This is a genomic window from Caballeronia sp. Lep1P3 (assembly GCF_022879595.1).
Lineage (GTDB): Bacteria > Pseudomonadota > Gammaproteobacteria > Burkholderiales > Burkholderiaceae > Caballeronia.
Map to the genome: position 1 here is coordinate 2494330 of NZ_CP084265.1, position 12226 is coordinate 2506555.

Sequence of the window (12226 nt, forward strand, 5' to 3'; positions counted from 1 at the left end):
TCTTGTGACGTCCTCGAAGTTTAGCGGATATCGCTCACAGGGCGTAGCGGCGCAGACGCATGGCGAAATCCTGCAACGCCTTGATGCCGCTCTGTTCCGCGCGATGGCACCAGTCCTGCAATTGCGCCAGCAGTTGCTCGCGCGACGCGTTCGAGCGGTCCCACATCGCTGCGAGATCCTTGCGCAGCTCGATATACGTGCGCAGCTTCTGATTGTCCGAGAACAGTTCCGGCAACTGCTTGCGCTGCGGTTCGTTCAGGCCGTCCTCTTCCTTGTGGAACCACGTGCGCGCGCCGCGCATCAGTTGGTACTTCTCGCGCGCGCCCGCTTCCTTCAGCTTCGCGAGTTCCTGACGATACGCGCGCTTGAGCGCCTTGCCGTAACGCGCCATCACTTCGTAGCGGTTGGCGAGCACGGCCTGCAGCGTGTCGTGATCCGGCACCGACTTGCTTTCCGAAAGACGCGGCGTGGGCGCGAGCTTCTTTACCTTGGCGAGTCCGACCGCCGACATGATGCGGATATATAGCCAGCCGATGTCGAACTCGTACCACTTGCTCGACAGCTTTGCCGACGTGGCGTAAGTGTGGTGGTTGTTATGCAGTTCTTCGCCGCCGATCAGGATGCCGAGCGGGAAGATGTTCGTGCTCGCATCGGCCGAATTGAAGTTGCGATAACCCCAGAAGTGCGCGAGCCCGTTGACGACGCCCGCTGCCCAGAACGGAATCCAGATCATCTGCACCGCCCAGACCGACAGCCCGACGATGCCGAAGAGCGCGACGTCGATGACCATCATCACGCTGATGCCGAGGATCGGGTAGCGCGTGTAGACGTTGCGCTCCATCCAGTCGTTCGGCGTGCCGTGGCTGAAGCGGCGCAGCGTTTCTTCGTTCTTCGCTTCGGCGCGGTACAACTCCGCGCCTTCCAGCAGCACCTTCCAGATGCCGCGCGTCTGCGGGCTGTGCGGATCTTCTTCGGTCTCGCATTTCGCGTGGTGCTTGCGGTGGATCGCCGCCCACTGGCCGGTCAGCATGCCGGTGGTCATCCAGAGCCAGAAGCGGAAAAAATGGCTCGCGATGGGATGCATGTCTAGCGCGCGATGCGCCTGGCAGCGATGCAAGTAGATAGTGACGCCGGCGATGGTGACGTGCGTCATCGCGAGCGTGAACAGCAGAATCTGCCACCAGGAGAAGTTCAGCAATCCGTTGGCTAGAAATTCGAGGGAGGAATTCAGCAAGGCATTTACCCGTATAGCTGTGAAATTCGGAAAAAATGGCCGATGGCAGCCGCTCGTAACAGCTTGATCGCGGCGTGTCGGGCGCGTGAAAGGTACGCGCGCAAGTTCGATCGCATTCTACTTCAAGCGTTCCAAGTCGTTGTCGTAAAGGTGAATTTTTTTGAATCGGCCCAAAACAAGGAAAAACTCACGCAGCCTTTTGAGGCTGGCGGCTTTCGAAAACGGAAGGAATGACGCAGCGCGCGACGCTCGCGGCGCGCTTCATGGCGCCGAAGCGCCCTCTTCGCGATCCAACGCGGCAAGTCCTACCGATTCGCCACCCGGATTCACGATCCGCACTTCCCGTTGCGCGTAAGGAATCTCGATCCCGTGCTCGCAGAATAACCGCCACACGCTGCGGTTGACTTGCGACTTAACGCCGCTCGTGCCTTTGGCCGCGTCCTCGATCCAGAAGCTCAGTTCGAGGTTGATGCCGTTTTCGCCGAAGCTCGCGAGCAGCGCAGCCGGCGCCGGGTCCTGCAGCACGCGCTCGATGCCCTGCGCCGCTTCGACGAGCAATTGCATCGCGCGTTCCACGTCGCAGCGGTAACTGACCTGCACCGCAATTTTCGCGTTGCCGCGCGTCAGATACGACGAGTGGTTCTGCACGACATCGGTGATGAGCTTTTCGTTCGGAATCAGCGTCTCGATGCCGTCGAGTCCGCGCCCGACCGTGTATCGCGTGCGGATTTGCGTGACCGTGCCCTGATAGCCGCTCACGTTGATCATGTCGCCGAGCCGCAGCGCCCGGTCGAGCAGGATGATGAAGCCCGACACGTAATTGCTCGCGATCTTCTGCAAGCCGAAGCCGAGGCCCACGCCGAGCGCGCCGCCGAACACGCCGAGCACGGTGACGTCGATGCCGACGATCGACAGGCTCACGAGCACGGCCGCCAGAATCATCAGCGCCCGCGCGACGCGCGAGAGCACGACTTTGAGATTGGCGTCGAGCGAGCGCGAGCGCATCAGGCGGTCGTCGAGCAGCGCGCCCGCCCACATCGCGACGATCAGCGTCACGCAGACCCAAAGCACACCCGAGGCGAGCGAGAGCAGCGTCATGTGCGCGTTCGCGGCATTGAAATGCACGCTCGCCATCCAGCGGACGACGTCGTCCTGAATGCCCGTCACGGTGAGCAGCATCGCGATCCAGACGATCACCGTCACGAGCTTTTCGAAGAGGAACAAGAGCGCGCCGGCCTCGTGTTCCGCGCCGCCGCTCGCGCTTCTGCTAAACACGCGCCGCACGACGTAGAACATCATGTAGATGACGGCGATGCCGAAAAGCGGCACGAGCGCGAGCCGCAGCAGCGCCGTGTGGATAAACGGCGCGAGCGCGAATTGCGCGATCGTCACGAAGACGGTGCCGAGCAGCGGAAAGAGCGCCTTGTCGAGGCTTTCCGCGCCGAAGCGCACCGCTTCGAAACGCGACTGGCGGCGTGCGTCGAGCGTCTTTCGCGCGACGCGCGCGGACCACCATGCGAGCCCGAGCAGCGCGATCAGCGCGCCCGCCTGCCAGAGCGCTTCCGGCTCGCCGAAGTCCCGGACGAGCCGCTCCGAAAGATGCGTCAGAAAGCGGTTCTGCATCGGCGCGCGTGCGCCTTCAGGCGCTTTCGTCCGCCGTCTTCTGCGCCTTCGGGTCCGGCACGCGTTCGAGCACGGCGGCGAAGAAACCGTCGGTGCCGTGCTTGTGCGGCCACAGCGAGAGATATTCGCCCGTATCGAGATCGATGCGCTGTTCCGCGAGGACGTCGCGCGCCGGCACGACGCGGAAGTTCGGATGCGTTTCGAGGAACTGCGCCACGACGCCTTCGTTTTCCGCTTCGAGCATGCTGCACGTCGCGTAGACGAGGCGGCCGCCGGTCTTCACGAGCCGCGCGGCGCTCGCGAGAATCGACACCTGCTTGGGCGTCAGTTCCGCGACGGTCGCGGGCGATTGCCGCCACTTGAGGTCGGGATTGCGGCGCAACGTGCCGAGACCGGAGCACGGCGCATCGACGAGCACGCGGTCGATCTTGCCCGCGAGCCGCTTGATCTTCGCGTCGTGCTCGCTGTCGATCAGCACCGGATTCACGTTCGACAGGCCGCTGCGCGCGAGACGCGGCTTGAGCTTCGCGAGACGCCGGTCGGACACGTCGAACGCGTAGAGCCGGCCCGAGGAGCGCATCATCGCGCCGAGTGCGAGCGTCTTGCCGCCCGCGCCCGCGCAGAAGTCCACGATCATCTCGCCGCGGCGGGGCGCGACGAGCGAGCACAGCAGCTGGCTGCCCTCGTCCTGCACCTCGATCCAGCCTTCCTGGAACGGCGCGAGACGCGTGAGCGCAGGCTTGCCGTCCACGCGGATGCCGAACGGCGCGAACGGCATTTCACCCGCGTCGATGCCGGCGTCGACCAGCGCCTTCAGCGCGACGTCGCGGCTCGCCTTGATCGGGTTCGCGCGCAAGTCGAGTGGCGCGGGATAGTTGAGCGCGGCGGCGAGCTGCGCAAGCTCCTCGGGCGCGAAGCGCTTCGCCATCGCGTCGTGAATCCACTGCGGCAGGTTCGTGCGCACGCGCACCGGCAAGCTCGCCGGATCGATCTTCGATACTTGCGACAGCCATTGGTACTCGTCGGCCGAAACGTGCTGCTTGAGCGCCGTGAGACCGGCGGTCTGCATCAGCCCGAGCAGCGCGAGACGCCGCGCCTGGTTGCCGCTGCCGCTTTCCGCCAGATGCGAAAACTCCATCTTCCGCCGCAGCACGGCGAACACCGCTTCCGCGATCACGCCGCGCTCGCCGTGGCCGAGCTTCGGATGCGCGCGGAAAAAGCGGCTCGTCGCGGCATCGGCGGGACCGGCGAAGCGCAGCACGTCCGCCAGCAGCGTTTCAGTTTGACCAATCAGAAATCCATGCAGCCTCATACGCCCTCCCCGGCAATGTCGGCAAAGAGCCATTGCGGCTCAGACGGCGTGAGAGCGACACGTTCGCCCTCGATTGAAAGACGCCCTTCGATAAACCAGCGCACCGCGCGCGGGTAGATGATGTGTTCGACGGCCAGCACGCGCGCCGCGAGCGCGGCCGCGTCGTCGCCGGCGATGACCGGCACCGCGCCCTGCGCAATGATCGGCCCGTGATCGAGCTTCGCCGTCACGACATGCACGCTTGCGCCATGCACGCGCACGCCGGCGTCGAGCGCCTGCTGATGCGTGCGCAGGCCTGGAAAGCTCGGCAGCAGCGACGGATGGACATTGAGCATGCGACCGGCGTAGCGTTCCACGAAGGCATCGGTGAGCACGCGCATGAAGCCCGCCAGCACGACGACATCGGGTTCGAAGCGGTCGATCGCGCGCGCGAGCGCCGCGTCGAATGCCTCGCGGCCCTCGTATTCGCGATGATCGACCACGACCGTTTCGATGCCATTCGCCGCCGCAAAGCCGAGTCCCGCGGCATCCGGCCGGTTTGACACGACCGCACGGACGCGCGCCGGCCAGCCTTCGCGCGCGCAGGCGCGCACGACGGCCTCCATGTTGCTCCCGCGTCCGGAGATCAGAATGACGATTTTTTTCATCCGCGGATTTTATCATTCCGGCGACGGCGAAAATCGTGCCAGTGCAGCCGACGCAAGCCCGCCGCTCATGCCGGCGGCCCGCGCACGTCTGTGCTTGCGCGCGATGCGTTTATAATCGAACGCTTTGCGGCATCAGCCCTCCCACCGACCAACGCCTATCGTGAGAGTCTTCCGCGGCCTCCCCAATGCTGAAAGCCGGGCGCCCTGCGCACTGACCATCGGCAACTTCGATGGTGTCCATCGCGGCCACCAGGCGCTGCTGGCGCGCGTCCGTGCCGCCGCCGACGCGCGCGGGCTGCCGGTCTGCGTGATGACCTTCGAGCCGCATCCGCGTGAATTCTTCAATCCGGCCGGCGCGCCGCCGCGCATCGCGATGCTGCGCGACAAGCTCGAAGCGCTGCGCACGAACGGCGTGGATCGCGTGGTCGTCGAGCATTTCAATCACACGTTCGCGAGCCAGTCGCCGGATACGTTCGTGAAGAACGTCATCGTCGACGGCCTGCACGCGCGCTGGGTCATGGTCGGCGACGACTTCTGCTACGGCGCGAAGCGCGCGGGCAACTTCGCGTCGCTCAAAAGCGCGGGCGATCATTACGGCTTCGAAGTCGAACAGATGGCGACCGTCGCGCATCCGGACGGCTCGCGCATTTCGTCGTCGTCGGTGCGCGCGTCGCTCGTCGCGGGAAATCTCGACGCCGCCAACGTCGCGCTCGGGCGTCCGTACATCATCAGCGGCCATGTCGTGCACGGCGCGAAGCTCGGCCGCGATCTCGGCTTTCCCACGCTCAATCTGCCGATCGCGCACAAGCGCCCGGCGCTCGCGGGCATCTTCGTCGTGCGCGTGCACGGCCTCGCGAGCGAACCGCTGCCCGCGGTCGCGAGCCTGGGCCTGCGCCCGACCGTCGACGATTCCGGCCGCGTGCTGCTCGAAGTCTTCGTGCTCGACTGGCACGGCGACGCCTACGGCAAGCTCGTGCGCGTGGAGTTTCTGAAGAAGCTGCGCGACGAGGAAAAGTACGTGGACCTCGAAACGCTGTCGGCCGCCATCGCGAAGGATGTCGACAACGCGCGCGCCTATTTCGGCCTGCCGCCCGCGAGCAACGCGGGCAGCCGCGCGTCCGGCTTCGCCATTTCCGCCACCGACCGAATTAGGTAAGCGCGCGCTGCCGCATCGCCCGATGCGCGTATCGCCCGCTGCCCTCGCCTTCGAATCATCGCGCGCGCGTTTCGAGCCAACCGCCAAGCGCCGTCTACCGAATTCACCGAGTCACCCATGAGCGACAAGAAAGAGAAAGCCTCCTCGAAGTACCCCGTCAACCTGCTCGACACGCCGTTCCCGATGCGCGGCGATTTGCCCAAGCGCGAGCCCGCGTGGGTCAAGGAATGGCAGCAGAACAAGATCTACGAGAAGATCCGCGCGGCGTCGAAAGGCCGCAAGAAGTTCATCCTGCACGACGGCCCGCCGTATGCGAACGGTGACATCCACCTCGGCCACGCGGTGAACAAGATTCTGAAGGACATGGTCGTCAAGGCGCGCAATCTCGCGGGCTTCGACGCCGTCTACGTGCCGGGCTGGGACTGTCACGGCATGCCGATCGAGATCCAGATCGAAAAGCAGTTCGGCAAGACGCTGCCCGCCATCGAAGTGATGCAGAAGGCGCGCGCTTACGCGAGCGAGCAGATCGAGAAGCAGAAGGTCGGCTTCCGGCGTCTCGGCGTGCTCGGCGACTGGGACAATCCGTACAAGACGATGAACTTCGTGAACGAAGCGGGCGAAATCCGCGCGCTCGCGAAGATCATGGAAAAGGGCTTCGTCTTTCGCGGCCTGAAGCCGGTGAACTGGTGCTTCGACTGCGGCTCGGCGCTCGCGGAAGCGGAAGTCGAATACAAGGACAAGACCGATCCGACCATCGACGTGATGTTCGCGTTCGCGGAACCGGAAAAGACCGCGCAGGCGTTCGGCCTCGCCGCGCTGCCGAAGGCGGAAGGCGGGATCGTCATCTGGACGACGACGCCGTGGACCATTCCCGCGAACCAGGCGCTCAACGTGCATCCGGAGATCGAATACGCGCTCGTCGATACACCGCGCGGCTTGCTGATCCTCGCCGCCGAGCGCGTCGAAGCGTGCCTCGCGAACTACGGCTTGCCGGGCGAAGTCATCGCGACGACGACCGGCGCCAAGCTCGCGAACCTGCGCTTTCATCATCCGCTCGCGGCCGCGCATCCGGGCTACAAGCGCACGTCGCCCGTCTATCTCGGCGACTACGTGACGACCGAAAGCGGCACGGGCGTCGTGCATTCGTCGCCGGCGTATGGCGTGGAAGACTTCGTGTCGTGCAAGGCGCACGGCATGGCGGATTCGGACATCATCAACCCGGTGATGGGCGATGGCCGCTACATCGAATCGCTGCCGCTTTTCGGCGGGCTGTCCATCTGGAAGGCGAATCCGGACATCGTCGAGGCGCTCCGGAACGCCGGCGCGCTCGTGAAGACCGAGAAGTACACGCACAGCTACATGCACTGCTGGCGCCACAAGACGCCGATCATCTATCGCGCGACGTCGCAATGGTTCGCTGGCATGGACGTCACGCCGAAAGACGGCGGGCGCACGCTGCGCGAGATCGCGCTGGAAGGCGTCGAGAACACGGCGTTCTATCCGTCGTGGGGCAAGCAGCGCCTTTACAGCATGATCGCGAACCGGCCGGACTGGACGCTTTCGCGTCAGCGCCAGTGGGGCGTGCCGATGGCGTTCTTCGTGCACAAGGAAACCGGCGAGCTGCATCCGCGCACGCCGGAATTGCTGGAAGAAGTGGCGAAGCGCGTCGAGGAAGGCGGCATCGAGACGTGGCAATCGCTCGATCCGCGCGAACTGATCGGCGACGACGCCAACATGTACGAGAAGAACCGCGACACGCTCGACGTCTGGTTCGACTCCGGCACGACGCACTGGCACGTGCTGCGCGGCTCGCACAAGGACGACCTGCAATTCCCGGCCGACCTGTATCTGGAAGGCTCGGACCAGCATCGCGGCTGGTTCCATTCGTCGCTGCTCACGGCGTCGATGCTCGATGGCCGCCCGCCCTACGACGCGCTCCTCACGCACGGCTTCACCGTCGATGGCGAAGGCCGCAAGATGTCGAAGTCGCTCGGCAATGGCGTCGATCCGCACGAAGTGGCGAACCGCCTCGGCGCGGAAATCATCCGCTTGTGGATTGCATCGACGGACTATTCCGGCGAACTCGCGATCTCCGAGGAAATCCTGAAGCGCGTGACGGAAACGTATCGCCGTATCCGCAATACGCTGCGGTTTCTGCTCGCGAACCTGTCGGACTTCGACTTCGACAAGAACGCGCTGCCGGTGTCGGAGTGGCTCGAAATCGACCGTTACGCGATCGCGCTCACGCGCAATCTGCAAGACGACGCGCTCGCGCACTACGAGAAGTACGAGTTCCATCCGGTCGTCGCCAAAATCGCGACGTTCTGCTCGGAAGACCTGGGCGGCTTCTATCTCGACGTGCTGAAGGACCGTCTCTACACGACGAAGCCCGATTCGCGCGAACGCCGCAGCGCGCAGACCGCGCTCTTTCATATCGCGCACGGATTGCTGCGGCTCGTCGCGCCGTATCTCTCGTTCACGGCGGAAGAAGCGTACAAAGTGCTGAAGCCGGGTCAGGAAACGATCTTCGCCGAAGTCTTCGCGGCCTATCCGGACATCGCGAATTCGGGCGAACTGCTCGACAAATGGACGCTGATTCGCTCCGCGCGCAGCGACGTGACGAAGGCGCTCGAAGAAGCGCGCACGGCGAACCTGATCGGTTCGTCGTTGCAGGCGGAAGTCGTCGTGCGCGCGAGCGGCGCGCGCTACGACGCGCTCGCGAGTCTCGGCGACGCGCTGCATTTCGTGCTCATCACGTCGCAGGCGAGCGTCGAGCGCGTGGCGGGCGAAGCGGAAGAAGGCGTCGACGTGACCGCGTCCAGCTACATGAAGTGCGAGCGCTGCTGGCACTACTGCGCGGACGTCGGCTCGCACGCGGATCATCCGGGCTTGTGCGGCCGCTGCTTCTCGAACCTCTTCGGCGCCGGCGAAACGCGAGGCGCAGCATAAATGGCCAAGACGATGGTGAAACAACGCTCGTCGAGCGGATCGCTCGCACCCTGGATCGGCGTCGCGCTGATCGTCATCCTGTTCGATCAGTTGACGAAGATCGCAGTGCAGAAGACGTTCGCCTATGGCGAGCCGCACGCGCTCGCGCCGTTCTTCAACCTGCTGCTCGTCTATAACCGCGGCGCGGCGTTCAGCTTCCTCGCGGCGGCGGGCGGCTGGCAGCGCTGGGCGTTCACCGCGCTCGGCGTCGTCGCGGCGGCCGTGATCTGCTATCTGCTCAAGAAGCATTCGGCGCAGCGCCTCTTCTGCACGGCGCTCGCGCTCATCATGGGCGGCGCGATCGGCAACGTGATCGACCGCCTCGCGTATGGTCACGTCATCGACTTCCTCGATTTTCATGCGCGCGCCTGGCACTGGCCGGCGTTCAATCTCGCGGACAGCGCGATCACCGTCGGCGCCGTGCTGCTGGTGTTCGACGAACTGCGGCGCGTGCGCGGCTCGAAGTGATGTTTTTGGCGCGGCCCCTTCGAGGCGCCGCGCTTTTTTTTGCGACGGAGGCAAGTTGGAACTCGCAGGCAAACATCTCGTTCTCGGACTGACGGGCGGCATCGCGTGCTACAAGATCGCGGAACTCACGCGCCTTTTGACGAAGGCGGGCGCGACCGTGCAGATCGTGATGACCGAAGCCGCGACGCAGTTCATCACGCCCGTCACGATGCAGGCGCTGTCGGGCCGTCCCGTCTACGTTTCGCAGTGGGATGCGCGCATGCCGAACAACATGCCGCACATCGACTTGTCGCGCGAGGCGGATGCGATCGTCATTGCGCCCGCTTCCACCGACTTCATCGCGAAGCTCGCGCACGGCATGTGCGACGACCTGCTCTCGACGCTTTGCATCGCGCGCGATTGCCCGCTGCTCGTCGTGCCCGCGATGAATCGCCAGATGTGGCAACACCCGGCGACGCAGCGCAACGTCGCGCAGATTCGCGCGGACGGCGTCGAAGTGCTGGGCCCGGATTCCGGCTCGCAGGCGTGCGGCGAAGTAGGCGACGGCCGCATGATCGAGCCGGAAGCCGCGTTCGAAGCCATCTGCGCGTTCTTCCAGCCGAAGATTCTGCGCGGTCAGCGCGTGCTGATCACGGCCGGCCCGACGTTCGAGCCGCTCGATCCGGTGCGCGGCATCACGAATCGCTCGTCGGGGAAAATGGGCTTCGCGCTCGCGCGCGCGGCGGCTCAGGCGGGCGCTGACGTGCATCTCGTGGCCGGGCCGGTTGCGCTCGCGACGCCGTGGGGCGTGTTTCGCGAAGACGTGCAGACCGCGCTTCAGATGCACGACGCCGTGATGCAGGCCACGCCCGATGCGGACATCTTCATCGCGGTGGCGGCGGTCGCGGACTGGCGCGTCGATCACGCGAGCGAGCACAAGATCAAGAAGGCGGCGGGCCAGCCGTTGCCGGCGTTCGAGTTCGTCGAGAATCCGGACATTCTCGCAACGGTCGCGAATCTGCCGAATCCGCCGTATTGCGTCGGCTTCGCGGCGGAAAGCGGCGACCTCGAATTGCACGGCGAGGAGAAGCGCAAGCGCAAGAATGTGCCGCTGCTGATCGGCAATCTCGGGCCGCTGACGTTTGGCCGCGACGACAACGAAGTCGTCCTCTTCGAGGCTTCGGGTGCGACGCCGTTGCCGCGCGCGGACAAGCAGACGCTCGCGCGCGCGCTCATCGCGGAGATCGCCAAACGCGCGCCGAGCGGCGGCACGCTCTTTTCCTGAGCGCCTCATGACGAAGCTATCGGTTCTCGACCAGACGCCGGTCATCCACGGCCACACGACGGCGGACGCCATCGCCGCGACGCTCGACCTTGCGCAACTCGCCGACGACCTCGGCTACACGCGCTACTGGTGCGCGGAACATCACGGCTTGCATGGCGTGTCCAATCCGTGTCCGGAAGTGATGCTCGCGCGCATCGGCAGTCTCACGAAGCGCATTCGTATCGGCTCGGGCGGCGTGATGCTGCCGTATTACTCGTCGTTCAAGGTCGCGGAACAGTTTCTGATGCTCGAAGCGCTGTTTCCGAACCGCGTCGATCTGGGCGTCGGGCGCGCGCCCGGCGGCGACATGCGAACGGCGCAGGCGGTCGCGGCGGGTTCGTATAATCGCGGCGACGTCTTCCCGCACCAAGTCGCTGAACTCATCGCCCTCTTCGACGGCAAGATTCCCGACGATTCGCTCGCCAAAGGCGTGCTGCTTCAGCCGCACATCGACACGCGTCCCGAACTGTGGATGCTCGGATCGAGCGAATTCGGCGGCCTGCTTGCGGCGCAACTCGGCATTCGCTTCGCGTTCGCGCATTTCATCAACGCGCAGTATGGGCATCGCGTGGCCGAGGCGTATCGCGAGCGGTTCACGGCGGGCCACGAAGACAAACCGTATCTCGCGGCTGCCGTCTTCGCCATCTGCGCGGATACCGACGAAGAAGCGCAGGCGCTCGAAAAAGCCGTCGATCTGCGTCGCGTGCAGATGGCGTATGGACTGAACCAGCCGATTCCGTCGATTGCGCAAGGGCTCGCGCAGCACTACGGCGAGCGCGAACGCGCGGTCATCGCGCATGAGAAAGCGCGCAGCATCATCGGCACGCCCGAGCGCGTGACCGAGAAGCTGCACGCATTGCAGGAACAATTCGATGCCGACGAGCTGATCGTCCTGACGGTCGCCGGCAGCTACGCCGCACGCACGCGGTCCTATGAACTTCTCGCCGATGCCTTCGCGCTCGGCCAATCCGCCTGACCATGAAACTCGACGTCAAGATTCTCGACCCGCGCATGCGCGACTATCTGCCCGCCTACGCGACGCCCGGCAGCGCGGGCCTCGACCTTCGCGCGTGTCTCGATGCGCCGCTCGTCATCGAGCCGCATCAGACGGTGCTCGTGCCGACCGGCCTCGCCATCCATCTCGCCGATCCCGGCTACGCCGCGCTCATTCTGCCGCGATCGGGCCTCGGCCATAAGCACGGCATCGTGCTGGGCAATCTCGTCGGGCTGATCGATTCTGATTATCAAGGTCAGTTGATGGTCTCGACGTGGAATCGCGGCGATACCGCATTCACGCTCAACCCGATGGAACGGCTCGCGCAGCTGGTGATCGTGCCGGTCGTGCAGGCGCAGTTCAATATCGTCGATGAGTTCGACGCAAGCGAGCGCGGCACGGGCGGGTTCGGCAGTACCGGAAAGCACTGAGCTTCTTCGAGGCGAAAAAAAACGGCGCGGGTTTTGCAACCCGCGCCGTTTTTCATTCAAGCACTGAACC

General features: G+C 64.9%; 10 protein-coding genes. 6 read left to right on the forward strand and 4 right to left on the reverse strand.

Features of this window, described 5'->3' with window-relative positions:
- Positions 1 to 34: 34 nt before the first annotated feature.
- From LDZ27_RS11725 to purN, 4 genes are all read right to left on the reverse strand, one after another.
- Positions 35 to 1234, reverse strand: coding sequence for an acyl-CoA desaturase (locus tag LDZ27_RS11725; protein WP_244814244.1), 1200 nt, complete (start codon positions 1232 to 1234; stop codon positions 35 to 37).
- A gap of 261 nt (positions 1235 to 1495) precedes the next feature.
- Positions 1496 to 2857 (reverse strand): mechanosensitive ion channel family protein, encoded by a 1362-nt coding sequence (locus LDZ27_RS11730; protein WP_244814245.1) that lies wholly within the window; start codon positions 2855 to 2857, stop codon positions 1496 to 1498.
- A gap of 16 nt (positions 2858 to 2873) precedes the next feature.
- Positions 2874 to 4169 (reverse strand): RsmB/NOP family class I SAM-dependent RNA methyltransferase, encoded by a 1296-nt coding sequence (locus LDZ27_RS11735; RefSeq protein WP_244814246.1) that lies wholly within the window; start codon positions 4167 to 4169, stop codon positions 2874 to 2876.
- Positions 4166 to 4816 carry a phosphoribosylglycinamide formyltransferase gene (purN, locus tag LDZ27_RS11740; RefSeq protein ID WP_244814247.1) on the reverse strand — a complete coding sequence of 217 codons (651 nt, stop codon included), beginning with the start codon at positions 4814 to 4816 and terminating at the stop codon, positions 4166 to 4168. The genes LDZ27_RS11735 and purN overlap by 4 nt, the downstream gene beginning before the upstream one ends.
- Positions 4817 to 4976: 160 nt before the next feature.
- Here purN and LDZ27_RS11745 point away from each other — a divergent pair, with 160 nt between their 5' ends.
- The 6 genes from LDZ27_RS11745 to dut all read left to right on the forward strand — a co-directional run bounded on the left by LDZ27_RS11745 (position 4977) and on the right by dut (position 12156).
- The gene (locus tag LDZ27_RS11745; protein ID WP_244814248.1) at positions 4977 to 5972 is read left to right on the forward strand and encodes a bifunctional riboflavin kinase/FAD synthetase; all 996 of its coding nucleotides are present in this window, start codon (positions 4977 to 4979) and stop codon (positions 5970 to 5972) included.
- Between the two features lie 117 nt (positions 5973 to 6089).
- A complete protein-coding gene (gene ileS / locus LDZ27_RS11750) occupies positions 6090 to 8921 on the forward strand; it encodes an isoleucine--tRNA ligase (protein ID WP_244814249.1) in 2832 nt (943 codons plus the stop codon).
- Positions 8922 to 9428, forward strand: coding sequence for a signal peptidase II (gene lspA / locus LDZ27_RS11755; protein WP_244814250.1), 507 nt, complete (start codon positions 8922 to 8924; stop codon positions 9426 to 9428).
- Positions 9429 to 9483: 55 nt separating this feature from the next.
- Positions 9484 to 10692: a bifunctional phosphopantothenoylcysteine decarboxylase/phosphopantothenate--cysteine ligase CoaBC gene (coaBC, locus tag LDZ27_RS11760; RefSeq protein WP_244814251.1), complete on the forward strand. Its 1209-nt coding sequence runs from the start codon at positions 9484 to 9486 to the stop codon at positions 10690 to 10692.
- Between the two features lie 7 nt (positions 10693 to 10699).
- Positions 10700 to 11707, forward strand: coding sequence for an LLM class flavin-dependent oxidoreductase (locus tag LDZ27_RS11765; RefSeq protein ID WP_244814252.1), 1008 nt, complete (start codon positions 10700 to 10702; stop codon positions 11705 to 11707).
- 2 nt (positions 11708 to 11709) lie between these two features.
- On the forward strand, positions 11710 to 12156 hold the full coding sequence (gene dut, locus LDZ27_RS11770) for a dUTP diphosphatase (protein WP_244814253.1): 447 nt from the start codon (positions 11710 to 11712) through the stop codon (positions 12154 to 12156).
- Positions 12157 to 12226: the final 70 nt, after the last annotated feature.

What these genes read in the sequence shown, in the direction of transcription:
- ileS (WP_244814249.1), top strand. Translation starts at nt 6,090, where the DNA reads ATGAGCGACAAGAAAGAGAAAGCCTCCTCGAAGTACCCCGTCAACCTG.
- purN (WP_244814247.1), bottom strand. Translation starts at nt 4,816, where the DNA reads ATGAAAAAAATCGTCATTCTGATCTCCGGACGCGGGAGCAACATGGAG.
- dut (WP_244814253.1), top strand. Translation starts at nt 11,710, where the DNA reads ATGAAACTCGACGTCAAGATTCTCGACCCGCGCATGCGCGACTATCTG.
- LDZ27_RS11765 (WP_244814252.1), top strand. Translation starts at nt 10,700, where the DNA reads ATGACGAAGCTATCGGTTCTCGACCAGACGCCGGTCATCCACGGCCAC.
- LDZ27_RS11730 (WP_244814245.1), bottom strand. Translation starts at nt 2,857, where the DNA reads ATGCAGAACCGCTTTCTGACGCATCTTTCGGAGCGGCTCGTCCGGGAC.
- LDZ27_RS11735 (WP_244814246.1), bottom strand. Translation starts at nt 4,169, where the DNA reads ATGAGGCTGCATGGATTTCTGATTGGTCAAACTGAAACGCTGCTGGCG.
- lspA (WP_244814250.1), top strand. Translation starts at nt 8,922, where the DNA reads ATGGCCAAGACGATGGTGAAACAACGCTCGTCGAGCGGATCGCTCGCA.